Genomic DNA, 26188 nt, shown 5'->3' with positions numbered 1-26188 from the left:
TTTTTCCAAAAAAAGTCATTAAATCTGTACCAAACTGTACCATGAGATCGACTTTATAAAATTAGTTTTTTAATTATCAGATATTTACAAAAACAGGTGTACCAAACTGTATCACCGGGACACATTCAGTTTGGTACACCTGTTACCTGCAAGTCCACGGCATACTTGCGCCAGCATTTAGGGAGATCAGAAACAAACGTCCCTCTTTCCGCAAATGCAAAAGAGGGGCGCAAATAAAAGACAACGTAGTCTGCAGTTATTTCTCTGATGTCAGTTTTTTGATCAGGTCAGTTTCGTCAGTTTTATAAGGCGTACCATCCTGGCGGAAGATATCATGGAACCATAACTTTGGTTCTTCGCCGCCCGGCATCGGGGTATCCCATGCATAAATGGTATTGGTTTTACCCATTACAAAGCCCCAGTTAATAGCGCCAACATTCTCTCTTTTCAGCATTGGCATTACCGTACCGAAAGTACTGTTACGCGGGCGCGCCATGTATTCAGTACAGATCAATGGTTTGCCATGTGTTTTTAACAGTTGTACCACACGCAGGTGTGCTGCCTCTTCGTCGTAATTATGATAGGTGATCACGTCAGAGTTTTCAACCTGGTAAGTGTTCAGCTTCTCAAATGTCCAGTCCCATAAACCAGCCGACACCGGTTGATCAGGACGTACCTCATGCGCCCAGGCAAATACATTTTGCAGCAATGGTAATGACGATTCTTTTTTACCGCTGTTGCCCGGCTCGTTAAACAGATCCCACAGTAAAACACGTTTGTCGTGCGCAAAGGTGGTTAATACGTCTTTTACGTAATGCTCCAATATGCCCATTTCTTTAGGGTCTTTAAGCGCCGGTACGCCCGGGTCCTGCATCCAGCCTGAGTTGTGTACACCTGGTTTAACCGCAGGTTGTTTGCCCGGTTTTGGGTCGTTGTTCCAGCAATCATCAAAAAACACCAGGATAGGCTGAATGTGGTGCTTATCGGCAACAGCCAAAAACTCGGCAACGCGCGATTTAAAACCTTTTGGGTCCTGCGTGTAGGCAACACTGTGCAAAAACACACGCATGGTATTAAAGCCAATGCCTTCGGCGTAGCCCAGCTCGCGGTCGATGGTTTTCAGATCAAACGTTTCGGCCTGCCACATTTCTAACTGGTTGATGGCGTTGCTGGGTATAAAGTTAGCCCCGGCTATCCAGGGGTGCTGGCTGTACCATTGGTTAGCTTTGGCTGCCGACCAGATCTTTTCTGCCCCGGCAGTTTTTGACTGCGCGTTAACCGACAATGCCGCCATTGCGCACATGGCTCCGGTTAATACTATCCTTTTTATTGCTTTCATTATAATTGGTATTATTTATCGGCCCCTAATATAGTTTAAGTGTGCACCATGTAAAAGGTTTATTTGCATCATTTGATGAAATATTTTCGGTGTAGCCTAAACCTGTGCGCTAATAAAATTGGTTTAAGCGAATTAGTTTTGTTTACCTTTTGTGTTTGTATGCGATGTTTTGACAGATGGCTCCCGTATAACATGGCCTTTGATCATCCAAACCTCTGCCACATGATGATCAGAAAAACTGCTTGTACTGGTTAGTGCTATAATGGTGTTATCATCCAACACGCTAAGGCTATTCCACAACCCCGACTTATCGCCTGCAATATCAAACGGCACTGTTTTGTGGCCAAAATTACGGGCCTCGCTGTCACCAATTACCACCTTCATTTCGCTATGGTTCATGTTATTGATGCGGTCCTCGGTGCCCTGGTATGAAAGGATAGTTTCGCCGGTTTTTAGCTGCCGCAGATAAGGCGCGCCCAGGTACAAGCTATCCGGCACTTTATCGGCAAGTGCAAAGTTGCGGTTTGCATCACCGGCACCTACAAGTTTTGCCCAATCGTCTTTTAAGGTACTGCGGATGATGGTAGGCTTAAAGTTTTTGAAGCCATTGTCTTCTATCGAATAAACCATCTCCTTACCATTCTGCAGTAAAAAAGGTACCGGCATACCATCCCGCGAATGCGGCCTGAAACTGGTTGTTTTGGCTGCCGACCATGTAAGGCCGCCGTCCTTTGATTTTACCATAGAGATACATTGCTCGTTTGATTGCCGGTAAGGATTTTCATTTGCAAAAAACAGCTCGATATCCCCGTTAGGTAATTGTATGGCCGATGGCTCCCAGCACCCATTCTCAAATTTTGAATCGGCCTGGTAAAGTGTTCGTTCGTCGGTCCAGGTTTGGCCGCCGTCATAACTCTTTTTTGTTTTTATGGCGAAGTGTTTGGAAGTATCATTACCGCGTGGCCTCGGGTTGTAGCCGACAAGCAAGGAGTGATCCTTAAGCTGCAATATATCAGGTACGGCCATGCTCACACCGTCAGTTCTTGGAGCAATTACCGTTGGCTGCGACCATGTCCCTGCATCATCAGTACTCTTGACACAAACCGTACTTCCGGCGGCCTCATAAACACATATCAATGATCCATCATCCAGTTTTATCATTCGCGCGTAACCACCGCCGGCAGCCGATACTTTCCTCAGCGTACTATTATCCCAGGCTATACGGATACCGCCAATTGAAGGTTTAGTAGTTTGCGCCTGGCTGCTTATCGCAAAAAATAATAGCAGCGGCAACACGGTCAGTTCGAACGTTTTCATGGAGTGGATTTGGTACCCAATATTACGGAGTTTTGTTGAGAGTACGAGGGATGGATGTCATGCTGAGGCCCTCGAAGCATGAGGGCAAAGGCCTTTACGCTCACCCTTCGACAGGCTCAGGATGACACCCACCTTTTTCGCTGTCAAGACAGTACAGGATGGCTAATCATCCCGCTTATATTATGTTTGCTTATCCAATTTATATACTTAGCTATTCATCGCTATACTTATGATCAAAAATTTTAATAAAACCAGTAAAAAACTGCTGACGGGACTGTTGTGCCTGGGTAGCCTTTTCGCATCTGCACAGGGTGTAAAAACGTTACAGTCCGCACCCAAAATAGTCAACATTGTAAATTTTATCCGCCTGCTTGAGCCGCGCGATGAAAAGATAACCGAAGACGTGTTGTACCAAACCGTGGTAAAGCAGGTGGAGATCATGAAGAAATATCATTTGGGCGGTACATTCCTGCTGCAATATGATGCACTGATGGATAGACGCTATCAAACCCTGTTGGCCGGTTTGCCCAAAGGCAGTTTTGAAATTGGCGCCTGGTGGGAGATCCCTCAGCCGTTGGTTGAGAACGCGGGCATGAAATGGCGTGGCCGTTACCCGTGGGACTGGCGTGCTAACATTGGTTTTTCAACCGGTTATACGCCTGCCGAGCGCGAGAAGATCATTGATGTTTATTTCAGGGATTTTAAAAAAATATTCGGCTATTATCCAAAGTCTGTGGCATCATGGTTTATTGATGCTTATAGTTTGAATTATATGTACAAAAAGTATCATATCATTGCATCCGCTAATTGTAAGGACCAATATGGTACCGATGGCTATACCCTATGGGGCGGCTACTGGAACCAGGCTTATTACCCCAGCAAGATCAACTCATACATGCCGGCGCAACATGCCGATCAGCAGATCCCCGTGCCTATCTTCAGGATGCTGGGCAGCGACCCGGTGCGGCAGTATGATACCGGTATCAGTTCGTCCCGCCAGGGGGTGATCACGCTTGAGCCGGTTTACAATTTCGGTGGCGGCGACGCGGGTTGGGTTAACTGGTTCTTTAAGGCCTTAACGGATGACAACTCGGTTAACTTTAATTATACCCAGGCCGGCCAGGAAAACTCATTCACCTGGGATGCCATGAAAAAAGGTTTCGAGATCCAGATGCCTTTGATAGCCAAACTGCGCAATGAGCATAAGGTAAAGGTTGAAACCATGGAACAATCGGGCACCTGGTTTAAAAAGAAATTCCCGGTTACGCCGCCTACTTCGTTTACAGTGAGTAAAGACATTGAGGGCAGCGACCTGAAAACGGCCTGGTACAACAGCCGCTTTTACCGCATCAACATCCTTTGGGAACATAATAACCTGCGCATCCGCGATATCCATTTGTTTGATGAGAAGTTCCCGTCGGTTTACGAAACGCAGCCGGTAACATCAAACGAGTGCGTATTTTTTACCCTGCCCATTGTTGATGGCTATATATGGAGCAAGCCTAACGATTTAGCCGGCTTACGCGTTAAAGCGCTGATTGATGGCAAAGAAGTTTTATTGGAAGGCGGCGACCCTAAATTCAGCAAAACCCAAAACGGAACGCTGCATATATCATGGCCGCTAAGCACCATAAAAGGTTCGCTTGAAATTGACCTTGCCGAAAGCCGGATCAAAATGAACTTGCTAAGCAAAACTAAAATCGATTGGTATTTCGATCTGCATGCTACAACGGGCGCTAAATTACCGTTCGAAAATATCGGCGCGTCAGCGCTAACCTGTAAGTTTGAGGATACCAACTATACGTTAAAGGCACTGAAAGGTAATTTTTCACAGCCGGACAATGGTTCTGTCCTAAGGTTAAAGCCACAAATGAATACCATAGTGTTAAACCTGGCTGATATAAAATAATAATATCATGAAAACAAAACACGCCATCCTATTTTGCCTGCTTGCGATTGGTACCACCGTATCCGCGCAAAAAAAGCCTGCAAAACAAAAGTATTATAACGACCCGTTTACGCAACCTGCACCTTTGGATTTTAACGACCACGAGGGCTATGTTTCGTTATTTGACGGCGCTACGTTAAAGGACTGGGACGGCAATTTAAAATTCTGGCGGGTTGAGGATGGCGCAATAGTAGGCGAATCGAGCGAGAAGAACCCGAGCGGTAACAGCTACCTGGTTTATCGCGGCATGAAAGCAAAAGACTTTACGCTGAAGTTTGAGATCAAGGTAGATGGCGAAGGCGGCAGCGGCATTCAATACCGCAGCCAAACCGGCGTACCATGGCGTATCCCTATTGCTGATAATGTAACCGCCAACGTTGGCCCGGTTAATTTAAACTGGATGATGACCGGCCCGCAGGCAGATTTCTGGCCATCTGCTAAATACTGGACAGGGCAGTTCTATTCAGAGAATACCCCTATGCGCATCCTGGCCTGGCGCGGGCAGGTGGTTGAGGGGTTCAGCACCAAATCAAAACGCCTGATGGGTAATATCGGCGACATTATGGACCTGGCTAAATTTGTAAAAAAAGACGACTGGAATCAATACACCGTGATAGCCCGTGGCGGTGTTTGTATCCATATCATTAACGGGCAGGTTATGGCGGTGATGATCGATGACGATCCTAAATCGTCAAACAACCAATCGGGCTATATCGGGATAGAGATCGAATCCATCACCAAGATCCGCGTCAGGAATATGTGGATCAAAAAACTGAAATAACAAAAACTACAAAAACGCCTCATATTGATATATGGGGCGTTTTTGTTAACACTAATACGCGGCTCTCCTATTCAATTCCTGTTCCTCAAGAAAAATAATTTTCAAATAAATTTGCGCAACCCAAAAGTTGCATTTATATTCACAACTCAAAAGTTGCATATTTTAGAAGATGAAGCAAGATATATTCCAGGCCATAGCCGATCCGACTCGCAGGGCCATTTTAACTTTAATTGCAATACAGGCCCTAACCCCAAACGCCATGGCCGAAAAATTTGATATGACTCGGCAGGCGGTATCAAAGCATATTAAGGTATTGCACGAATGCGACCTGATCAAGCCCGAACATTTGGGCAGGGAGATCTATTATCATTTTAATGCTAAGAAAATGCAGGAATTTGACCATTGGTTAGCTCAGTTCAGGCAGGGCTGGGAAACTCAGTTCAATCAACTCGACAAAGTATTATCCACTCTTAAAACACAGAAAAATGAAAAATGATCTGCTATTTGATTTTAATGTTGACAAAGCGGCGCAAACGGTATATATAACCCGGGAGTTTGATGCCGGGCTTTCCTTAGTATGGGATGCCTTTACCAAGCCCGAACTACTTGACCAATGGGGAGCGCCCGCACCTATGCGCGCTAAAACCAAGTACATGGATTTTAAAGTGGGCGGGCGCAGGTTTTACGCAATGATAAGCCCTGACGGACAGGAGCGTTGGTCGGTACAGGAGTTTACATCTATTACGCCGAAAACCAATTTTAAGATGTACAACGCCTTTTCTGACAAAGACGAAAACAGGGAGCTGCCCGGTTCTGAGTGGGACTATAATTTTAGCGAGCAAGATGGCATAACCAAAGTATATATCGTCATTTACAACGAATCATTTGAGCGGTTGGAAAAATTACTGGAAGGTTTCAAGATAGGATTTACCATGACTTTAACAAACCTGGAAAACCTGTTAACTACTTTATCACAGAAATAATAAGCAGAAAAATAAACTTAAAAATAAAAATCATGAGAGCAATTAATCCCTGGATCAACTTTAATGGCAATGCCGAAGAAGCATTCACTTTTTACAAATCAGTTTTTGGCGGCGAGTTTACAAAGATCACCCGCTTTAAAGATCTATCAGGACCGGATTTCCAGGTACCCGATGACGAGGCAAATAAAATAATGTATATAGGCTTGCCGCTTGGTAAAAACAATGTACTGATAGCTAACGATGTCCCCGGCTTTTTGGGGCCGGTGAGCGAAAATGAAAACCGGTCTAAAATATATGTAAGTGCCGAAAGCCGCGAGGAAGCCCAACATATATTTAACGGATTATCGGCAGGCGGAGAAGTGGAAGGCCCAATTGGCGACAGCCCATGGGGAACCTATGCCGGCATGTTCAGGGATAAATATGGCATTGAATGGATCATTGAGTTTGACGCGGGGATTTAAGGGACAAGGTTAGTACTGTAAATGTGCAAAAGCCCCTTTAACAACAAGGGTTGTGCGATTCCCTCCCCACGGGAGGTGTAGGGAGGGGTTACGGTAATGCAAGGTCGTTCAAACCCCTCCCTTCCACTACATTGTCAGCCGCACCCCTCCCCGGGGAGGGAATTTGATTGCGTCTGTTATACAAAAGGCTGCCCTTTCGGGGCAGCCTCTTCTCTTTCAATTTATCATCAAAATTATTTCTGGCTAAAATCCCAGAGCTTTAAATTTTTCAATACCGATTTACCTTCGGTAAACACCCATAATGAGGTTGCGTTAATATCAGGGTATATCATGGTGGAGATTACTTTCTCGCCGTCATTGCCAAACACTTCAAGCGATGAATTATCAACCAGTATCTGGATCTTAATGATGCCGTTCTCATCTTTCATAGGGGCGGCCTGGATCAGGTTTTCGCGCGATTTGTTGCCTGCCTCCGCGTTGCCACAATCAACATATAATTGTTTTTTTTCAGAGTCGTAAGCCACAATGATGTTCTTGGTAACGTCGGGGTTTTCAACAATATAAAAACCGGTCTTTTTAGCCTTGCTCACATCAAACTCCGCGTCTATCCAGTAAGAGTTGCCCGAGAATGGCCTTTCTTTATTCAGGCTGATACGGGTATCTTCAATTTTTAAATTCTTTTTCAGCAGCGTTTTTCCTGTAGCATACTTTGAAAGGTTTTGGGTTGCGATGGATGATGGCAGTTGTCTTAATCGTAAGCCGTTATCGGTAGTACGCAATGACAGATCATGCGGGATAGACATCTGCCCTTTCCATGGGTAAGTTTCTTTACGGCCATCCTGGATCCAGCCCAATAAGATCTTTTTATTTTGCGGAGCATCGCGCCAGGCTATCGCCGCGTAAAAGGCATCGCCGTAATCAACAGGTAATACTTTTTCGCCATTGTTATCATCCTTAAATGTAGTGCCGTCGAAATCGCCCACAAAATACTGGATCAGCGGGCCATGGTCGCCGCCCGATGATACAAACAATACCCACTTGATCTTTTTAGGATCGTCATCAACCGTCAACGGCAATAACGACGGGCATTCCCAGCCATTTTTGGTATAACCTGCCGGGCCGAAATCACTTAGTTTTGTCCATGTTTTCAGGTCTTTTGAGCCGTAAAAACGTACCATATGCTCATTAACCATGGATACCGTCATAACCCATTGTTTGCTTTGCTCACTCCAAAACACGTTAGGATCCCTGAAATCGCTTTTATTCAGATCAATAACCGGGTTACCGCTATACATTTTATAGCTCATGCCGTTATCATTGCTGTAGGCTATAAACTGCGACTCTTTGTGTTGCTTGGGCTGGTCGGCAGTAAAAATGGCAACAATAGGTGGCTTTTCTGTGGTACCGAAACCACTGGTGTTATTCTTATCCACAACTGCCGATCCTGAGTAGATCCAGGTGGTAGTGTCTTTGGTTACTACTTCGGGGATGGCAACCGGCAAGTAGTTCCACTGGATCAGGTCTTTACTGGTGGCGTGGCCCCAGCTCATGTGGCCCCATTTATTTTCGAACGGGTTATGCTGGTAGTATAATTGAAACTCGCCGTTTAAGAACAAAAGCCCGTTAGGGTCGTTCGTCCAGTTTTTTTCGGGAGTAAAATGGTAGCGCGGTCTCCATTGCGGTGTGGGCACTACTTTTTTCTGGCTAAATGCGTTTATTGCAGGCAATAAAAACATCATCACGATCAGTTTTTTACGCAACATTCTTTAAATCAGGGTTAGTAAAACTTATAATTTAAACAGGTTTGTCCGGGCGTGCGGTTACACGTTTGGCTTTTAAAGATAGGGTATTGTAATATAATTATGAAGTCATATCAACAGAAAAAGGCGCTGATAGCGCCTTTTTCTGTTTAATCAAGTTGTATATACAACGTTTCAATTAAATCAAAACGTTATAAGCAAACTTTATTTCTTTTTAGTCAACTCAATTTTGTAGCTAAAGCTTGTTGCATTGGCATAAACCCGGTAGGGTTCTAATGGCCTTGGCCCGCAACCGTTTGAGCCCACGCCCAACGTTTTATGGCTGATGTTTAAAACAGTACCCGAGCTTTTTGGCAGGTCTATCTTGTATTCGGTTTTGTCCATATCTTCATCGCTGTAAGGCAATGCTTCTACCTGGAACACCGAGTCTACCTGCTTAATACTTACACCTGTACCTTTTGCCGATGTAAGGTTTGCCCAACGTACATCTTCGTGATTACCCTGGTCCATCGGTTTTTCATAGCCGGTCATTTGTTTAAGCACGCTGCTTGCATAATGCCCAATGTCCGATCCTTTTTTCCGGTCGCTATAATTTTCCATCGGGCCTCGGCCTAAATAATCAAACTGGTCAAAGTCCTTGTTCAGGAATAAACGTACACCAATGCGGGCCAGTACCAATTTAGGGTCGCTAAAGTCTACATTGTTGTCTGCTTTAATCTCGCCGTTACCGTTAATGGTATAAACTACCTTATGGTGTGTAACAAAGCCTTCTTTACCGGTGCCGGTAAGGCTCGCGCTTATCTGCACTATGTTTTTGGCAACCTGTGTGCTCTTAACCTCATCAACCGTCCAGGCCAGATCTTTCAGGCCATATTTTACCCAGTCGCGATATGCCCACATATCATCTATCTGGTGCGGGGCACGCCATAGATGCAGCATAGGGCCGCCGTTTTCTTGTAATATATTGTCACCACCTTTTTCTATTTTGGTGAAGGTACCTTTAGCTTTGTCAAATTCAAGGCTAAAATCAGTACCTTTTACTTTGATGGTATTTTTTGAATCGTTCAGGCTCAACTTATCGCCCTGCGACTGGGCAGGTATTGCAGGTACAGGTGTATGCAGTTCAAATTGCTGCTCGGCTACTTCAAAGCCTTTTTTGGCCCAAAGTTTATCAGAACCTAAATCAAACGAGATCCTTACAAAATACTCGGCACCCGGTTTAGGGCTGATGGTATAAGGTAAAGTGATATCTTTTTCCTGGCCGGGATTGATCAGGCCGACATTTATCGGGCCTGATGATATGGTTGTACCATTTTCGCTTACTTCCCACTTAGCGGTTAAGCCGTTAAGGTTGATAAACTGGTAACGGTTTTTAATGGTGAATTGCTTTTTGTCCAGGTCTTTTGCCTTAATGGTGATCCATTGGTAAGCATGTTTCAACTCAGGGAAGTGCGGTTTAGGTGTCCTGTCTGAAAATACTACACCTTTATGGATAAAATAATGGTCTGTAGGATATTCGCCAAAACCACCGCCAAATGCTGTGATAGGGTGCTTAGGGTCGCGGTTATTGTAAATCCCCTGATCCTGCCACTCCCATATAGCGCCACCCAATAAATTAGGGTATTTGTCAAACAAGTCATTGTAAAGGTCCACCGAGCCCATCGAATTGAACATAGCGTGCGCATATTCGCATAAATAGAACGGCTTGGTCAATTTATCATCTTTTGCATGTTCTTCAACACCATCAATGCCGGTGTACATCTGGCTGTCAATATCAGCCGGGTTTTTATCGTCACCAATACCAAAGCCTTCGTAATGCGTCGGCCTGTCGTCAATGGCTTTTATGGCTTTTAACGCTGCCCTGAAGTTTGACCCGCCACGGCCGCACTCGTTACCTAAGGACCAGATCACAACCGCCGGATGATTCTTAAAATTCTCGACATTGGCTACGTTACGCTCAATGATGGCCGCTTTGATAGTAGGCTCTTCATTAAACTGGTTTTGCTGCGCGTGGCACTCCACATTTGCTTCGGCAACCAGGTAAATACCATACTCGTCGCATAGCTCGTACCAGCGTGGGTCATCAGAGTAGTGGCAGGTACGTACGTGGTTACTGTTGGTTTGTTTGATAAGCACAATATCGCGCACCATCTGCTCCTCGGTAATAGCGTGGCCATCATCAGGCCAATTCTCGTGGCGGTTAACACCTTTCAATTTTATAGGCGTACCATTAACCAGGAACAAGCGTCCCTTGATCTCGATCTCGCGGAAACCTGTACGCGCCGACAAGGTTTCAATAGCGCTTTCACCACTGTTTAAGGTAATTACCGTGGTGTATAGTTTAGGCGTTTCGGCAGTCCATTTTTGCGGGTTATTTACATGGAAGGTAGTTTCAACTGTTACTTCTTCGCCCGGCTTTAGTGCGGGTACAGCTTTTTTAACTTCGGCACCCGGTACAGGTACGCTGCCATTGTACAGTTTTACTGTTACCTCACGGGCAGGCACTGCTTTGCTGCTGTAGTTCTTAACTTTGGTAGATACATTCAGGTCGGCATCTTTATATTGTTTATCCAGCTTGGTTTTGATAAAGAAGTCGCGGATATGTTCTTGCGGGGCGCTCCATAAGGTCACATTCCTGAAAATGCCGCTCAGGCGCCACATATCCTGGTTCTCTAAATAGCTGCCCGATACAAAGCGGTAAACCTCAACAGCCAGCATATTTTTACCGGGATGTACATATTTGGTCAGGTCAAACTCGGCGGCGTTACGGCTATTTACGCTGTAGCCTACTTTTTTGCCATTCACCCATATAAAGAAACCGGCATCTACCCCATCAAAGGTGATAAATATACGGCGGCCGTTCCAGTTTGCAGGCACGTCAAAATCGCGGCGGTAGCTGCCAACCGGGTTACGCTCGTGCATGGTGGTATATTTTTTATTGGTGGGCTCGGTCATTACCCTCGGGTAATCGCTATCGAAGATCAGCGTAAAGTTGCTATAATCGGGCGTTCCGTAACCCTGTACTTGGAAAGACGACGGCACTTTAATATCTTTCCATTTTGATACGTCATAATCAGTTTTATAAAAATTAACCGGGCGTTTCTGCGGCCAGTCAACCCAATTAAATTTCCACATGCCATTTAAGCTGATAGCCAATGATGATGCACGGCGGTTAGCCTTTAATGCTTCAACCAAATTACTGTAAGGCATTAAAGTAGCATGATTTGGCTCTTTGTTTATGCCGATATTTTCGGGATCCTCAATTTCTTTAGGTACAAATGCAGTATCTGTTGCCGACAGAAAACTGGTTGGAGATACTGTTTGACTGAAGCTTATTTTATGGCTGAAAATAAGTATCAGTAATAAGACTACAACTTCTTTTTTAAATAAGACTTTGTTCATAATTATCAATAATAGTTAATTTGTTGGGTTGTAATGCAAGTGCTGCTTTGTAATGCAATTGCGTTTAGCGGATTCATTTGGTATCGGCCTTAAAAGTAGATTTTTTCAACGACTTTTTTACTTGATTTTTATGCAAACGTTACCGCAACGGGCTAAAGTGATTCCTATATAAAAATAAAAAAGCCGCCTCATAATTTCTTATAAGACGGCCTTTTAAAAATAATATCAATTTAATTACCAGCCCGGGTTTTGCGGAAGCAAAGAAGGGTCGGTTTGTAAGCTTTCTGTAGGCACCGGCCACAGGTAATGTTTTGCCGGGTTAAACAGCCTTACCACCAGTTTAATGTAGGCGGTACTGTTGGCGGCAAACTTAGCACCACGCACCTCGTTGCCTACCGGGTGATTCAGTACCGTTTCGGCAATTTTCCAGCGTTTGATATCGTCATAACGTAACGACTCGAAGGCCAGTTCGCTGCGGCGCTCATTCCTAACCTGGTCAATCATGCTCATGGAAGTATTGCCCGGGTAATTCAATGCCAGCGGATTGGTAAAGCCGGCCCTTGTACGCAAAGGTTTGATGGTAGCGTCCCAAACTGCCTGGGTCATTTGGCCCAGCTCTGTTTTGGCTTCTGCCTCCATCAATAATACTTCGGCCCAGCGGGTAATGATTATGTTCTCACCAAATTGAAATGTACCACCAACCGCTGTCGGGTCATAATATTTACGCCAGAAATAGCCTGAGCTGGTAAAGTTACCGGTTGAGTTGTTGTACTCATTTTTAGTAATTCCGCCGCTTGGGGTGCTGCCCGGTTTAATATAAATTGTTTGCGTGGTGCCCAGGTTATTTACCCATTGGTAGCCATTATAAACAACTGTGTATCCCAGGCGCGGATCGCGGTTTACATATTGATTATTTTCATCATAACCTGAACCAGGATCAGTTATAGCCTTGCCATCCAGTGTCAGGTAACTTTCAACCAGGTCCTGGGTTGGCACTAAGTTGCTGTTGGTTGACGCGGTTGCATTGGGCCCGGTATAAAACGGACCAAAATCGCCCCAGTCTGTCCAGACACGGTCGGGCGCTTCGTATTCCAGGTCGGCTATAACTTCTGAGTTATATTTATTATTCGTAGCAAAAATATCCGTGAATTTTGGCACCAGTGAATACGTACCATTGGCTGCCTGGTTATTCATCAGGTCCTCGCACACTGCAGAGCATTCTGCCCAGCGACTATTGTACAACAACACCCTTGCCTTCATGGCCAGCGCGGCACCTTTGGTAATGCGGCCACGGTCACTCGCTGCCTGCACATCGCGGGTAGGCAATACCGCCGCGCAGGAATCCAATTCATTTAATATAAAAGTAACCACATCTGCCTTAGGCGTCCGTTTAATTGATTTTGATTCATCAATACTCAATACGTGTGTAACCAATGGCACATCACCATAAAAATTGGTCAGCCTGAATAAGGCTTGCGCGCGCAGGTAACGGGCTTCGGCTTTCATCCGGGCAATAAGTGGCGCCCCTAATGATTTGTTCCTGTCAATGTTCTCTAAAAACAGGTTACATGACCTGATATTAGCGTAATAACTGCCCCACTCATACTTTACACGGTTTATGCCCGGGTTAAAGTTGGCATCATTACCACTTGATATTTCTGTCGGTGTGCCTACGTTTACATCCAGCGGGCAATAGGCATTATCAGATAGTGCCTCATTATAAAAATATGCCTGCGATGCCGAACTTGAATTAGGATAGCCGCCGCTTATCTGCTGGTTGTAGCAGTTATCGAGCGCGACGTTTGCATTGGCGCTGATATTCCAAAATTCATCATCAGTGTACCTGTCCCTTGGGGTGAGGTCGATCTTTTTACAGCTTGCAAACGCGGCAGCAGCAAATATGATGATGATACTTGATCTGTTTATAAAACTTAAACGCATGATTTTAATTTTTTAATTGTTAAAAAGTTAAGTCTAAACCTATACCGTAAAATTTAGCCAGCGGATACCCTCTTGGTGTATCGGCGCCCACGGTGTTATCCAGGTTATTACCAAATTCTGTTCCTTCAGGATCTGTAAACTTTAATGGCGAAATAGTCAGCAGGTTCTGGGCAGTGAAATAGATCCTTGCCTTCTGGATGCTCACTTTATTTAACATAGCAGTTGGGAACGAATAACCTATCTGCAGATTTTTTAACCTGCCATAAGCCGCGTTAAACAAATACATGTCAGACCCTGTACGGAAATTGTTGTTGTTTGCAGGGGTACCATTTTCGGCAAGGCGCGGATATTTAGCACCGGTATTTGTTGGTGTCCAGAAATCGCTTGAGCTGTCATATACCGTACCGCCGTAATTGCTAAAGTGATAAGGCTCAATTAACTCGCCACGAATTAACTCTTGTCTTTTTAATACACCTTGTATAAATATGGTAGCGTCAAAGTTTTTATAAGTGATAACATAGTTTAAGCCAAACGTATAATGCGGGAACGGATCGCCCAGGATGAATTTATCGTTGGCATCAATTTTACCGTCACCATTTTTGTCCACAAACTTCCAGTCGCCCGGTGCCAGGTCTGAGGTGCTGTAATTGGCAAAGTGCGGGTAGCTGTCAACCTCGGCCTGCGACTGGTACAAACCATTTGTTTTGTAACCCTGGTAAACTGTGATAGGGTAACCTACACGCCTTACAAACTCAAACTCCTCGCGCTGGAAAACGTTTTCTGTTTGGTTGAAGCTATATGCCAATAACTTACTGGTAGCATTTGATATGCTGAAAGTAAGGTTATGTCCAAACAACTCGCCCCTGGTATTATAGGTTACTTTTAACTCCCAGCCTCTGTCTTGTACCTTTGATATGTTATAAGTTGGTACAACTGCTGTAAACAGGCTATTATTATTTACAGTATTACCGCCGTATATAGATGGAATATCCTGCCGTGGGGCCAATATGTCGCTGGTTATTTTATTGTAATAATCAGCGTCTATCAATAATTTACCTTTAAAGAAACTCAGATCGGCACCTATATCAAAGGTCGCAGCTTTTTCCCACGTCAAACCGGGGTTTGCAAGATATTCTGTGTAACCTGCTACCGGGCTATTGTTAAAAGCATAGGCAGCCGTAGAGTTAATTAAGTAGTTAGTGGTGTACTGATAAGCCGCCACGTTTTGATTACCTAAAATACCGTAGTTGGCATGCAATCTTAAATCACCATAACGGTCTTTATAATCTTTCATGAAGTCTTCTTCAGTCACGCGCCATGAAGCGCCTATTGACGGAAAGAATCCCCAACGCCCGTTTTTTGGAAAGTTAGATGACTCATCAGCCCTGAACGTTCCATCAACGTAATATTTGTTGTTGTACGAATAAGAGAAACGGCCAAAAACTGAGTTCAATGTAGTTTCCTGGGTATTGGAAACCGAATTGATCGAAGCGCCTTTATCAACCAGTGTGGTATTGGTTATACCACCCAATAACGAGTCGGTTAATGTTTTCCTGACTTCGTTACCTTCGTTTATATATGATTCATTAGCTAAACCAACCAAAATATTGATATCGTGTTTACCCAGTGTTTTGGTGTACTCGCCAATTAAGTTGGTATTGGTTGCCAGCGATTTTGAATCGATATTGGCTGTAGGTGAATCTGTGTTCGACTCGCCAGACGGATAATACTGCAAATGCACCCCGCGCTGCAATTGCGAGTTTGATTTTACAGTACCGCCAAACACCGCCCTGATCTGGAATGAAGGTGTAATATGATAGCCTGCAGTAAAGCTGCCGTTTATCTCATCATTATTGTTGTAAATAAAGCCACCGTTTCTTAAAAGGTAAAGTGGGTTACTGGTTACAAAGCCGGTAATATAACGACCCTGTGAATCCTGGAAACTGTCGGTTAACGGCGCGCGTAAAGCATCGCCGATAACATCGTTATAGGGGTTATTTGTCTGCGTTTTTGCGTACGATAAGTTCCACGCGGTGTTAAATTTGCCTAATGTAGCAGTTTCATTTAAACGGAAATTAAAACGCCTGATACCATAATTACCGTTAATTAAGCTTTGTTCTAAAAAACTGCGCTGGTCAAAATAACCAAAAGACATCAGGTAAGTATTAGTTGCCGAACCGCCGCTGATAGACACATTTTGATTGGTTTGCGGCGCATTGTGTAAAATGGTTTCTAACCGCCAGTCGCCATTGCCGGCTGCTTTTATCGAGTCAATTTGCTGCTGGCTATATTGCGGCGGCCTGCCCGAATTGGCTAAGGACATATTTTTATCTTCGGCGTTCACCCATGCATCAACCGGGTGGAATTGAATTTTAGGCGTCTGTACGCCATAAATGCCGTTATAGGTTACTCTCGGTGGAGTGTTTAACTTTCCTTTTTTAGTAGTAACCAAAATAACGCCGTTTGCCGAACGTGAACCATAAATAGCTGCCGATCCCGCGTCTTTTAACACCGAAATATTGTCAATATCGCTTGGGTTCAAGGTGTTGATATCACCGCCGATAATCCCGTCGATAACCACCAACGGGTCATTATTACCGGTGGTACCGGTACCACGGATATTGATGTTAAAATTTCCAGCCTGACCTGTCGGATCATTTCCTTTTTGCTGGATGATCAGGTTGGGTGATTCGCCTTGTAACGCCTGCGTGACGCTGCTAACAGGCCGGCCGGCAACCGCTTTATCACCGGATACACCGTCAACCGCGCCCGTTAACGAGATCTTTTTAGCAGTTCCGTAACCAATAACAACAACCTCGTTCAAAGCCTTATTAACGGCGGTAAGTTTAACGTCGATTGTAGATTTGTTTTGGATAGCAATTTCCTGCGGCTGGTATCCCAGGTATGAGAAAACCAGGGTTGCGGTAGGCTCTGCGCTGATAGAATAGGTACCGTTGGCATCGGTTGCAACGCCTTCACCGGTTTCTTTAATTTTTACCGATACACCTAACAGGGTTTCGCCTGTTGTGGCATCGGTTACTTTACCTTTTACAGTTATAGCCGCGGCATTTTTACCGGCAGCTAACTTAGGGGTATTAACATGATTGTGATGATTTTTAGCAAAGCTTAAACTTGCAATAAATAAAAGTATAATACTACCTAAATACCGTGGTTTAGTAAGGGGTATTTTTTCAATAAAATTCTGTTTCATAATTGTTTTAATTAAACATAAGTAGGATAATAGTTGACTTTACATAACATTACAATTGATTTTAATTCATTGATTAATAGTTGTTTATTAATTAACATTTATACTGATTTAAACTAATTAGCTTATTAAATTCCCCTTAGCCGTTAGGGTTGAAAGGGTCGATTGGTGCAGGCACATAATCCGGCCATAATAAGGCCTTGCTTAGGTGAACTGCTGTTAAAAACAACACGGTTAAAAGCTGCGAATGCATGAATACCTATTAACCGGTTGGTCAAATAGTTTAAATAATTAGGGATTAATTGAGGACACTTTGGTTTACTGCATTGGGCGGGCAAATACTGCTGCTTGTTTATGCAGTTTAAAACAATTGCGTATCTATCCCATAGGGGAACATAATTGCATTAAAAAATATTTGCTCTGCAGGAAAATTGGTTAACCTGTGATTCTTAAACAGATTTCACCCAATGTGGTTTTTATTAATTTTAAATAATATTTATTTTAAAAATTCACCATTGATTAAATAGATGTTGCAAAAGGAAATTCACTCCATTGCATTTAACTTAAATTTTTGAGCAATAGCAGGTTAGGCCGCACGTTGTTGTGCAGTTTTTGAAGGAAGATCAATAAAGTAAAAAAGAATATAATTTGGTTAGTTAACCGCCCCGTCCCGGTTATACCTGTGCTTATAATCAATCGGCGATAAGCCAGTTATTTTTTTAAATACGGTCCTGAACGTTTTAACATCGGTGTAGCCAACATCGTACATTACTTCGTTAATGTTTTTGCGGGTATTTTCCAGGTGTTTTTTGGCGGCTTCTATTTTTACACGCTGTATGTATTCGGCCGGGGTATTGTTGGTGGCTTTTTTAAAACGGCGGATAAAATGACGGCGGCCAATGGCAAATCGGGTGGCCAGGTCTTCAATAGATATTTTTTCGGCAAGGTTCTCTTCAATAAATTCCTGCGCTTTTTTAATGGGTTCGTCCTCGTGTTTTTTCTGGCCGTTAAACATAATGAACGGCGACTGGCTCTTACGGTCTATCTCGATGGCGAAAAACTTTGATGCCCGGATAGCCATTTCGCGGCCCGCATATCTTTCAATAATGCGCAGCAGCATGTTCCAGTATGAGGCTGCACCACCACTTGAGTTTAGCCGGTCGCCTTCGGTTATGATGCTGCCATCAGTCAAGATCACTTCGGGAAACATCTCCCTAAAGACGTTTGCGAAAAGCCAGTGGGTTGAACATTCCTTACCATTCAGCAAACCGGTTTCGGCCAACAGGAAAGCGCCAATACATAATGAGGTAATTTCTGCCCCGTTTTCATATTGTTTAATGATCCAGGGCACGAGTTCCTTATTGCGTTCCAGGCTGATTTTAATATCACCGGCAAGCGCGGGGATGATCACTATATCGGTTTTTTCAATATCGCTGCATAGTTTATCCGTATTTACAGCAAAGGCATTGTTAACCAACTGCACCTGCTGTGCAAGCCCTACCAATTGCACATCAAAAACCGGTTCTTTACCCATTTCAGCTAAAAAATGGTTAATGGTAGTAAACATATAACGCGGGTCGACAATAGCTGCCGGAACAGCATCGTAAGGCACTAATATGGATATGTGTTTCATTTTACTTGTACGATACCCGGCTTATCTGAAGGCACCATAACTCAAATCTAATAAAACCGAATGAAGAAAAAGCACGATGTCTCAAATCACCCCTAACAATGTCTCAACTCCACACTGCCTAACTTATTTTGCCGCTATACATTTGTATCGTTAACCAGAACTATTAAAACAAAAAACTCACAACATCATGAAAACTACAAAAATTTTATACTGGGTATTTAATATCCTTTTTGCCATTGTAATGTTTGGCTCGGGCATACCGGGGGTAATTGGTGCCAAAGCTACCATCCACGGTATGCATGAAATTATGGGCTACCCGCTTTATTTTATTCCTTTTTTGGGTGCGGCTAAAATGCTGGGGGCAATTGCTATCCTTATCCCCGGCTTCCCAAGGATCAAAGAATGGGCGTATGCCGGTTTAACTTTTGATCTGATAGCTGCAACCTATTCGCTTTACTGCATCCCTAATCCTGAAGGCCCCTGGTATGGTACGCTGCTTTTTGTAGCACTGGCTGCAGCGGCTTACATTTATTATCATAAAAAACTGGCTTTAACCAAACAGGCTTAGGCTTATCGTATAGGAGGGAGCAGCATGCGGCGGATAATTATTTCAATGAATGTTACACTGGACGGCTTTATAGCAGGGCCTGACGGTGAGCTTGACTGGCACCTGCAAAACTGGACCAACGACATGAGCCAGATCCTGGCCGAACAATTAAACAATGCCGACACGATATTATTAGGGCGGAATACTTACAGCGCAATGGCCGGTTACTGGCCCGCTGTAAGTACCGCTTTTTCGCTATCGCGCGATGATCTTGCCTATGCCGAAATGATGAACAGCTACCGTAAAGTTGTTTGTTCAACAACTTTAAACTCGTTACCATGGGCCAACTCGCAGCTCATTAAAAAAAACATCCACCGCGAAATTGTTAAACTGAAACAACAGCCCGGCAAGGATATTATTGTTTATGGCAGCTACAAGCTGGTACAATACCTTATCAAGCACGATCTTGCAGATCAATACCTGCTTTGGTTATATCCCGTTGCCATTAGCCGGGGTATCGCCCTGTTTAAAAACAAGCATACACTAAAACTGCTTCAGTCTAACCCGCTATCTTCGGGGGTTATCATACTTAGATATAGCGCCCGGGGTTAATTTATCTGCCTAAACAACCGTCATACGCTTTTAGCCGTACTTATATTGTTTTAATGCGGTACGCTATTTGTGGTTTTTCTGCGTTATACAATACCAAGAGTAATATCTTTGGGTACCCGTACCAATTACGCCGCCTTTATTTTACTTATTTGGAGATTCAGGACTGACGGAATAACTTATATATGCGCAAATTCTTACCCTTTATTTTTGTCCTGCTATTATCAGTTATATTAATGCCTGAGGTACGTGCCCAGAAACAATACACCATTAACGGAACCATTAAAGATGCCGCCACCGGCGAAACACTGATAGGCGCTACCGTGAGGTTACAGGAATTACAGCAAACCGGGGCGGCAACTAATGCCTACGGCTTTTACTCTTTAACCGCGCCCGAAGGAGATTATAATTTAGTTATCAGCTATATTGGTTATGATACCGTTAGCCGGCCTGTAAAACTGAATGCAAATACGCAGTTAAATATTTTATTGAACAGCGGCAATACACTTAAAGAAGTATCCATTAGCGGTAATACACACAAAAACGAAAATGTAGAAAACCCGCAGATGGGTTTAAGCCGGCTTGATCTGAGCCAGGTAAACAATGTGCCGGTAATATTTGGCGAGAAAGATGTTTTAAAAACCATACAACTATTGCCGGGTGTAAAATCAGTTGGCGATGGCAATTCGGGTTTTTATGTGCGGGGCGGCGGGTCTGACCAAAACCTGATCCTGTTGGATGAGGCTGTTGTATACAACGCGTCGCATTTGTTTGGTTTCTTTTCTACATTTAATTCAGACGCTATAAAAGATGTAAGCCTGTACAAAGGCGGTATGCCCGCGCAATATGGCGGCAGGCTATCATCTGTGCTTGATATTAAAATGTTGGATGGCAATGCTAAAGATTTTACGCTACAGGGGGGTATAGGGCTCATCTCATCACGCATTAAAGTTGAGGGGCCCATTGTTAAAGACAAGGGTTCATTTATGATCAGCGCCCGCAGAACCTACGCGGATCTTTTCTTAAAGCTATCTACCGACACAACTACCAAGGGATCAAGCCTTTATTTTTACGATATCAATGCCAAAGCCAACTACCATATCGACAGTAAAAACACCATTTACCTGTCGGGATATCTTGGCAAAGACGTATTGGGTATAAAAAACAATTTTGGCACAAACTGGGGTAATCAAACCGCCACATTGCGCCTTAACCATATTTTTAATAGTAAGCTATTCTTAAATACATCGCTTATTTACAGCGATTATAACTTTATGGTGCAAAATTTTGACGACAACAATGATTTTAAAGTTACTTCAAGAATACGTGACTTTAACCTGAAGGAAGATTTTGAGTATTTCTTTTCAGGCAAAAACACGCTAAATTTTGGCGTTAATGTTACGCATCATACCATATCGCCGGGTAATATCACTTCGTCTGCAAGTTCTGAAGTAAACCCGCAAACCATTCAAAACCGTAATGGTATTGAATCTGCCGCTTACGTATCAGACGAATGGCAGCCTGCCAGCAGATTAAAATTCTTGTACGGTATCAGGCTTTCAGCATTTGCATTAATAGGCCCGGGTGAGTTTAACACCTATAGCGCCGAAAATCAGCTTGTTTCAACGACAAATTATAATGCCGGCAGTATAGTAAAAAGCTATATCATCCCCGAACCACGCTTTTCTGCCAGTTATGAGCTAGGTCAGCAAAGTTCATTAAAGATCTCTTACAATCGTAACACACAAAACATTCATTTAATATCAAACTCTACAGCCAGTTCGCCATCCGACCTATATGTAATGAGCAGCAATAATATTAAACCCGGCATATCTGACCAGGTTGCTTTTGGTTACTTTAAAAATTTGTCGAACAATCAATACGAGTTCTCGTCAGAAATTTATTACAAACAGCTGCAAAACCAGATCGATTATAAAGACGGCGCGCAGCTTATAGTCAACCAGGATGTTGAATCGCAACTGGTTTACGGGCGGGGACGCGCTTACGGAGTAGAATTATTTTTTAAGAAACGTTACGGTAATTTAACCGGCTGGGTAGGTTACACGCTTTCAAAAACCGAAAACCAGTTTAATGGCATAAACAATGGCAACTACTTTCCGGCTACGCAAGACAGAACGCATGATGTATCAATAGTGGGCATCTATAAATTAGGCAGCCGATGGACAGTGTCAGGTACATTTATTTATGGCACAGGCAACGCCGTAACTTATCCGCACGGAAAATACACTATTGGCGGCCTCACTACACTGTATTATAGCGAGCGGAACGGTGACAGGTTGCCCCCATATAGCCGGCTTGATTTGGGCGCTACTATTGAAGGGAAACCGCACAAGCGCTTTCACTCCAGCTGGACGTTTGGGCTATACAATGTGTATAACCGCAAAAATCCATATACCATTACTTTCCGCGATGACCCGAATGACGCGTCGCGTACGCAGGCGGTCAGAACAAGTTTATTTGGCCAGGTACCGTCAGTTACGTATAACTTTACCTATTAATTGTATGAAAAACAGGTATAAATTAACGGTTATAATTTTGCTTTGCATGGTCATTGGTTCATGCAAAAAGGTGATAGATCTTAATTTAAAAAACGCAGACCCTCAATTGGTTATTGAGGGTAATATCACCGACGAATCAAAACCGCAATTTGTAAGCATTACCAAATCTGTTGCTATAGACAATTCAAATAACTTCCCGGCGGTAACAGGGGCGTTGGTTAATTTAATTGATCAGAGTGGCACGTTCTATAGATTGACAGAACGCACGCCAGGCAATTATTACTCGTCTATACTCTTGGGCAAACATAAGCAACAGTACACATTGCAGGTACAATACAACACTAAAACTTATACGGCGGTTTCAACCATGCCAGACAAGGTTAGTATTGATTCGGTAGCATTGTCCCTACAGTATTTTGGTCAGCAAGTAACAAAAACCATCATTGTATTCTACCAGGATCCGTTAGCAGAAACCAATCAGTACTATTTTGTGTTGACGATAAATGGCGTACAGGTAAAACAAGTGTTTGCCAAAAATGATTATTTAAATAACGGACGAGCGGTGCAGCAACTGCTTTATGAAGATGATATTAAACTTAAAAGCGGCGACCAGGTACATATTGAAATGCAGTGTATCGACCCGATCATCTATAACTATTGGTATACGCTTAGCCTGCAGCAGACAAATGATTTTAGTTCAACAACTCCAAGTAATCCGGTAACTAATTTTAACGACAAAAGCGTGTTAGGCTATTTTAGCGCACATACCACTGATTATAAGGATATAATTATCCCTTAAGCCTTAAGCAGAAACTCAGTTTGGTAATGTAGCAGTAGTTGTGGTTTGATTTGGTCTTGATAGTAAAAACTCCTTTAAAGCTACCAGTTTATCGGTATTGATCAGATCCACGCCGCAACTCAATATCTCGTTCCAAACAGCTTTGTTATCAGGCGATGCCCACAGACGTACCTGCTCGCCATTTTTATGAGCTATTGATACATAATTACAAAGGCGTCTTTTTTCTCGCTCAGATATGTTACCTGCACCTTTCCACTTTAACAATTTTGAATATTTGCAGCTGGCCATTTTCGATACGTTAGCTATGGTATCCCTGTCAACCTTACGCAGGTCTTCGTCAATAAAAGCCAGGCGGCTTTGTTCGCCTTTTACAATATCATATGGCTTGTGGCCCGAAAGCACGATAGTAACCGCGCGCAACGATACTTTGCCTGTATCATAGCTTGACAATATGGGCCTGTATTTTTCAAGAATAGTTTTTAATTCGGCGTAGGTTTTTTTGGCATCGGTCTTAATGTCAATCATTAAGGTAACAGGCTGCTCAAGGCCTGCATAAACATAGCCGTTGTTTTTATTTACCTGTTCTTGTAAAGGTATCAAGTATAAATTTTCGAGCGTGCGCTTACCCTTAAAATAAGGGTTGATATGCGCAACTACCAGTTTGTTTTTATGCAGGAATACATCCGCCTCAATATGGGTATAACCGTTTGTTTCAGCGTCTATCAACGGGCGTTTATGACGGTAATCGTTATGTGCAAAAGCGTTAGGGAGTGCAATACACTGTGCCTTTACCAGGAACGGGGACACAAAAAACATTAAAATAAATAATGCCTTTTTAGGGGAAAAGTTAACCAGGGGAATTAACATTTATTGCGTATTATTTTTGTTACTTTTTATAAATGTATGACTATACTATGACAATCAATAACATTCCAAAAAATTTAATCTCGTTCTAATCTCGGCTTAACCTGATTACGCAAAACGTTAAAATTATGTTACAGAACCTGGTACAGGCAGTAAAAAATTTTGAGCAAAATATTGGGATCAATTAACTTATTGATCAAACAACCGGCGCGTTCAGTTAGCTTTTGCATATAGTGTTTTTGCCGATAGTAAAAAGTTTTTCAGCATTGCCAGTTTATCTGTATTGATCAGGTCAACCCCGCAGTCTAGCAATTGTTGCCATACCGTTAAATTTTCAGGCGATGCCCATAACCTGACCTTTCTGCCGTATTTGTGAGCTGTTATTACACAATTTTCAAGCAACTGTTTTTCGTCAGCAGGCATCATGCCTTCGCCATTCCATCTTAACAACCTGGAGTATTTACAACTGGCCATGGCATATATGTTTGTGCTACTGGTGTCTTGACCGGTCGCTTTCAGATCTTGGTCTATAAAAGCTAAACGACGGGTTTCGGTAGTGATGCTTCTATAGGGTTTGTTACCTGACAACACAATAGTAACCTGTTTTGGATAAACCATGCCATCTTCGTACCGTGTTAGTATCGACTTATATTTTTCAAGCAAAGGTTTCAGTGCCCGGTAAGTTCTTTCGGCATCTGTTTTAATGTCGACCAATAAAGTAACCGGGCTATCATAACCATTATATACCTGCCCTTTATTTTTAGTGATAATGTCCATTAAAGGTTTCAGATAAAGCAGCTCAAGTGTACGGCCCTGTTTAAAATATGGGTTGATGTGTGCTACTATAAATTCATTATCCTTTAAAAATATATCGGCTTCAATATTGGTGTAGCCATTATCAAGCGCGTCAAAAAGCGGGCGTTTGTGCGAGTAGTCGTTATGGGCAAAAGCGTTAGGTAATGGCGTAGACTGGCAACTCGCAGTAAAGGGGTCAGAAAGCATTAAAACAAAAAGGGTTGTTTTTAGTAATTGCAGCTTAAAAATGGCAGTCCGCTTTTTAAGTATCATTGCTAAATTTTGTTAATACAAAGCTATCGGTCACATATAAGTACAGCTTGAAATAAAGATTAAGAATTAGTTAAGTTCACACTTCTTAATGTTAACAAACTCGCATAAGCTATAATGAGTATGACAACCTACAGACGAGCTTATTCTATTAATTGCTTAATTTTGCTGCTGATAAAAACATTAAAATGTCTATAACTACCGAAGACGAAAAAATTGGAATGCAACAGGCAAGTGATGCAGTTGCCATAACGCTTAAAAAGATGCGCGAGTTTGCCAAACCGGGCATTTCTACAAAAGAGCTTGATGAGTATGGCGGCGAATTGCTGGCACAAATGGGCGCACGTTCTGCGCCTAAGCTAACCTATGATTTCCCCGGGTATACGTGTATCTGTGTAAATGAAGAAGCAGCGCATGGTATACCATCTGCGGATAAAATATTGAAAGAAGGCGACCTGGTAAATATCGATGTATCGGCAGAGTTAAATGGCTTTTGGGCCGACAACGGTGGCTCATTTATATTGGGCGACGACATTCACGGCCATGGCAAATTGGTAGAAGCATCAAAAGAGATCTTAAAGAAAGCCATCAGTAATATTAAAGGCGGTGTCAGGATCTCTGAGATTGGCAGATTGATTGAAACTGAAGCCAAAAAAGCCGGCTATACGGTAATTAAAAACCTTACCGGGCATGGTGTAGGCCGTAGCTTACATGAAGAACCGCATGAAATAGCCAACTATTGCGACAGGTATAATGTTGAACGTTTCAAAAAAAATTCGGTAGTGGCGATAGAGACATTTATTTCAACACGGTCGACCATTGCCGAAACCCAGGCCGATGGCTGGACATTGAGCGGCAACAAAGGTGGTTTTGTTGCGCAGCACGAACATACCATTATGGTAACAGGCGGCCAGCCTGTGATCTTTACCGCGAAGAACGGCATCTGGGAATAATATTATTGTACCCACAATACGTAACGCCAAATATTGATAACAAAAAAGGCCCCTCCAAA

Annotated in this window: 19 protein-coding genes; 10 read left to right on the top strand and 9 right to left on the bottom strand. The window is 43.2% G+C overall.

What is annotated here, in order from left to right; translation table 11 throughout:
• Nucleotides 1-256: 256 nt before the first annotated feature.
• Both FO440_RS07260 and FO440_RS07255 read right to left on the bottom strand, forming a co-directional pair.
• Nucleotides 257-1339 (bottom strand): glycoside hydrolase 5 family protein, encoded by a 1083-nt coding sequence (locus tag FO440_RS07260; RefSeq protein ID WP_246104187.1) that lies wholly within the window; start codon nucleotides 1337-1339, stop codon nucleotides 257-259.
• 132 nt (nucleotides 1340-1471) lie between these two features.
• Complete coding sequence (locus FO440_RS07255) at nucleotides 1472-2656, bottom strand: sialidase family protein (RefSeq protein ID WP_144247533.1); 1185 nt, start codon at nucleotides 2654-2656, stop codon at nucleotides 1472-1474.
• Nucleotides 2657-2885: 229 nt separating this feature from the next.
• On the opposite strand from FO440_RS07255, the gene FO440_RS07250 reads away from it, so the two are divergent.
• The 5 genes from FO440_RS07250 (at nucleotide 2886) to FO440_RS07230 (ending at nucleotide 6829) form a co-directional block, all read left to right on the top strand.
• Nucleotides 2886-4565, top strand: a complete 1680-nt coding sequence (locus FO440_RS07250) for a hypothetical protein (protein ID WP_222103938.1) — start codon at nucleotides 2886-2888, stop codon at nucleotides 4563-4565.
• A gap of 7 nt (nucleotides 4566-4572) precedes the next feature.
• Nucleotides 4573-5385, top strand: coding sequence for a 3-keto-disaccharide hydrolase (locus FO440_RS07245; RefSeq protein WP_144247532.1), 813 nt, complete (start codon nucleotides 4573-4575; stop codon nucleotides 5383-5385).
• 169 nt (nucleotides 5386-5554) lie between these two features.
• Entirely contained in the window at nucleotides 5555-5881 is a 327-nt protein-coding gene (locus FO440_RS07240) for an ArsR/SmtB family transcription factor (RefSeq protein ID WP_144247531.1), read from the top strand.
• The gene (locus FO440_RS07235) at nucleotides 5871-6368 is read left to right on the top strand and encodes an SRPBCC family protein (protein ID WP_144247530.1); all 498 of its coding nucleotides are present in this window, start codon (nucleotides 5871-5873) and stop codon (nucleotides 6366-6368) included. The genes FO440_RS07240 and FO440_RS07235 overlap by 11 nt, the downstream gene beginning before the upstream one ends.
• A gap of 32 nt (nucleotides 6369-6400) precedes the next feature.
• Nucleotides 6401-6829: a VOC family protein gene (locus FO440_RS07230; RefSeq protein ID WP_144247529.1), complete on the top strand. Its 429-nt coding sequence runs from the start codon at nucleotides 6401-6403 to the stop codon at nucleotides 6827-6829.
• 233 nt (nucleotides 6830-7062) lie between these two features.
• On the opposite strand, the gene FO440_RS07225 is transcribed toward FO440_RS07230, so the two are convergent.
• The 5 genes from FO440_RS07225 to FO440_RS07205 all read right to left on the bottom strand — a co-directional run bounded on the left by FO440_RS07225 (nucleotide 7063) and on the right by FO440_RS07205 (nucleotide 18773).
• The gene (locus FO440_RS07225) at nucleotides 7063-8592 is read right to left on the bottom strand and encodes a glycoside hydrolase family 32 protein (protein ID WP_144247528.1); all 1530 of its coding nucleotides are present in this window, start codon (nucleotides 8590-8592) and stop codon (nucleotides 7063-7065) included.
• A 201-nt stretch (nucleotides 8593-8793) separates the two neighbouring features.
• The gene (locus FO440_RS07220) at nucleotides 8794-11991 is read right to left on the bottom strand and encodes a glycoside hydrolase family 2 TIM barrel-domain containing protein (protein ID WP_144247527.1); all 3198 of its coding nucleotides are present in this window, start codon (nucleotides 11989-11991) and stop codon (nucleotides 8794-8796) included.
• A 234-nt stretch (nucleotides 11992-12225) separates the two neighbouring features.
• A complete protein-coding gene (locus tag FO440_RS07215; RefSeq protein ID WP_144247526.1) occupies nucleotides 12226-13932 on the bottom strand; it encodes a RagB/SusD family nutrient uptake outer membrane protein in 1707 nt (568 codons plus the stop codon).
• A gap of 19 nt (nucleotides 13933-13951) precedes the next feature.
• On the bottom strand, nucleotides 13952-17143 hold the full coding sequence (locus FO440_RS07210; protein ID WP_144247525.1) for a SusC/RagA family TonB-linked outer membrane protein: 3192 nt from the start codon (nucleotides 17141-17143) through the stop codon (nucleotides 13952-13954).
• 649 nt (nucleotides 17144-17792) lie between these two features.
• Nucleotides 17793-18773, bottom strand: coding sequence for a GlxA family transcriptional regulator (locus tag FO440_RS07205; protein WP_144247524.1), 981 nt, complete (start codon nucleotides 18771-18773; stop codon nucleotides 17793-17795).
• Between the two features lie 187 nt (nucleotides 18774-18960).
• On the opposite strand from FO440_RS07205, the gene FO440_RS07200 reads away from it, so the two are divergent.
• From FO440_RS07200 to FO440_RS07185, 4 genes are all read left to right on the top strand, one after another.
• Complete coding sequence (locus FO440_RS07200) at nucleotides 18961-19341, top strand: DoxX family protein (RefSeq protein WP_144247523.1); 381 nt, start codon at nucleotides 18961-18963, stop codon at nucleotides 19339-19341.
• A gap of 24 nt (nucleotides 19342-19365) precedes the next feature.
• Nucleotides 19366-19932 (top strand): dihydrofolate reductase family protein, encoded by a 567-nt coding sequence (locus FO440_RS07195; RefSeq protein WP_144247522.1) that lies wholly within the window; start codon nucleotides 19366-19368, stop codon nucleotides 19930-19932.
• 233 nt (nucleotides 19933-20165) lie between these two features.
• On the top strand, nucleotides 20166-22448 hold the full coding sequence (locus FO440_RS07190; RefSeq protein ID WP_246104186.1) for a TonB-dependent receptor: 2283 nt from the start codon (nucleotides 20166-20168) through the stop codon (nucleotides 22446-22448).
• 4 nt (nucleotides 22449-22452) lie between these two features.
• Nucleotides 22453-23247, top strand: a complete 795-nt coding sequence (locus FO440_RS07185) for a DUF4249 domain-containing protein (RefSeq protein WP_186292592.1) — start codon at nucleotides 22453-22455, stop codon at nucleotides 23245-23247.
• A 15-nt stretch (nucleotides 23248-23262) separates the two neighbouring features.
• Here FO440_RS07185 and FO440_RS07180 read toward each other — a convergent pair whose 3' ends face one another.
• Both FO440_RS07180 and FO440_RS07175 read right to left on the bottom strand, forming a co-directional pair.
• On the bottom strand, nucleotides 23263-24063 hold the full coding sequence (locus FO440_RS07180) for a phosphatidylinositol-specific phospholipase C/glycerophosphodiester phosphodiesterase family protein (RefSeq protein WP_246104185.1): 801 nt from the start codon (nucleotides 24061-24063) through the stop codon (nucleotides 23263-23265).
• 261 nt (nucleotides 24064-24324) lie between these two features.
• Entirely contained in the window at nucleotides 24325-25179 is an 855-nt protein-coding gene (locus FO440_RS07175; protein WP_144247518.1) for a phosphatidylinositol-specific phospholipase C/glycerophosphodiester phosphodiesterase family protein, read from the bottom strand.
• Between the two features lie 185 nt (nucleotides 25180-25364).
• Here FO440_RS07175 and map point away from each other — a divergent pair, with 185 nt between their 5' ends.
• The gene (map, locus tag FO440_RS07170) at nucleotides 25365-26129 is read left to right on the top strand and encodes a type I methionyl aminopeptidase (protein WP_144247517.1); all 765 of its coding nucleotides are present in this window, start codon (nucleotides 25365-25367) and stop codon (nucleotides 26127-26129) included.
• Nucleotides 26130-26188 lie beyond the last annotated feature (59 nt).

Source organism: Mucilaginibacter corticis (genome assembly GCF_007558865.1).
GTDB lineage: Bacteria > Bacteroidota > Bacteroidia > Sphingobacteriales > Sphingobacteriaceae > Mucilaginibacter > Mucilaginibacter corticis.
The sequence above is the reverse complement of the archived record's forward strand: the minus strand, read 5'-3'. Positions and strand labels throughout refer to the sequence as shown.

Bases quoted from the DNA above. Each gene is read 5' to 3' on its own strand.
- FO440_RS07260 (WP_246104187.1), bottom strand. From the start codon at position 1,339: ATGAAAGCAATAAAAAGGATAGTATTAACCGGAGCCATGTGCGCAATG.
- FO440_RS07255 (WP_144247533.1), bottom strand. From the start codon at position 2,656: ATGAAAACGTTCGAACTGACCGTGTTGCCGCTGCTATTATTTTTTGCG.
- FO440_RS07250 (WP_222103938.1), top strand. From the start codon at position 2,886: ATGATCAAAAATTTTAATAAAACCAGTAAAAAACTGCTGACGGGACTG.
- FO440_RS07245 (WP_144247532.1), top strand. From the start codon at position 4,573: ATGAAAACAAAACACGCCATCCTATTTTGCCTGCTTGCGATTGGTACC.
- FO440_RS07240 (WP_144247531.1), top strand. From the start codon at position 5,555: ATGAAGCAAGATATATTCCAGGCCATAGCCGATCCGACTCGCAGGGCC.
- FO440_RS07235 (WP_144247530.1), top strand. From the start codon at position 5,871: ATGAAAAATGATCTGCTATTTGATTTTAATGTTGACAAAGCGGCGCAA.
- FO440_RS07230 (WP_144247529.1), top strand. From the start codon at position 6,401: ATGAGAGCAATTAATCCCTGGATCAACTTTAATGGCAATGCCGAAGAA.
- FO440_RS07225 (WP_144247528.1), bottom strand. From the start codon at position 8,592: ATGTTGCGTAAAAAACTGATCGTGATGATGTTTTTATTGCCTGCAATA.
- FO440_RS07220 (WP_144247527.1), bottom strand. From the start codon at position 11,991: ATGAACAAAGTCTTATTTAAAAAAGAAGTTGTAGTCTTATTACTGATA.
- FO440_RS07215 (WP_144247526.1), bottom strand. From the start codon at position 13,932: ATGCGTTTAAGTTTTATAAACAGATCAAGTATCATCATCATATTTGCT.
- FO440_RS07210 (WP_144247525.1), bottom strand. From the start codon at position 17,143: ATGAAACAGAATTTTATTGAAAAAATACCCCTTACTAAACCACGGTAT.
- FO440_RS07205 (WP_144247524.1), bottom strand. From the start codon at position 18,773: ATGAAACACATATCCATATTAGTGCCTTACGATGCTGTTCCGGCAGCT.
- FO440_RS07200 (WP_144247523.1), top strand. From the start codon at position 18,961: ATGAAAACTACAAAAATTTTATACTGGGTATTTAATATCCTTTTTGCC.
- FO440_RS07195 (WP_144247522.1), top strand. From the start codon at position 19,366: ATGCGGCGGATAATTATTTCAATGAATGTTACACTGGACGGCTTTATA.
- FO440_RS07190 (WP_246104186.1), top strand. From the start codon at position 20,166: ATGCCTGAGGTACGTGCCCAGAAACAATACACCATTAACGGAACCATT.
- FO440_RS07185 (WP_186292592.1), top strand. From the start codon at position 22,453: ATGAAAAACAGGTATAAATTAACGGTTATAATTTTGCTTTGCATGGTC.
- FO440_RS07180 (WP_246104185.1), bottom strand. From the start codon at position 24,063: ATGTTTTTTGTGTCCCCGTTCCTGGTAAAGGCACAGTGTATTGCACTC.
- FO440_RS07175 (WP_144247518.1), bottom strand. From the start codon at position 25,179: ATGATACTTAAAAAGCGGACTGCCATTTTTAAGCTGCAATTACTAAAA.
- map (WP_144247517.1), top strand. From the start codon at position 25,365: ATGTCTATAACTACCGAAGACGAAAAAATTGGAATGCAACAGGCAAGT.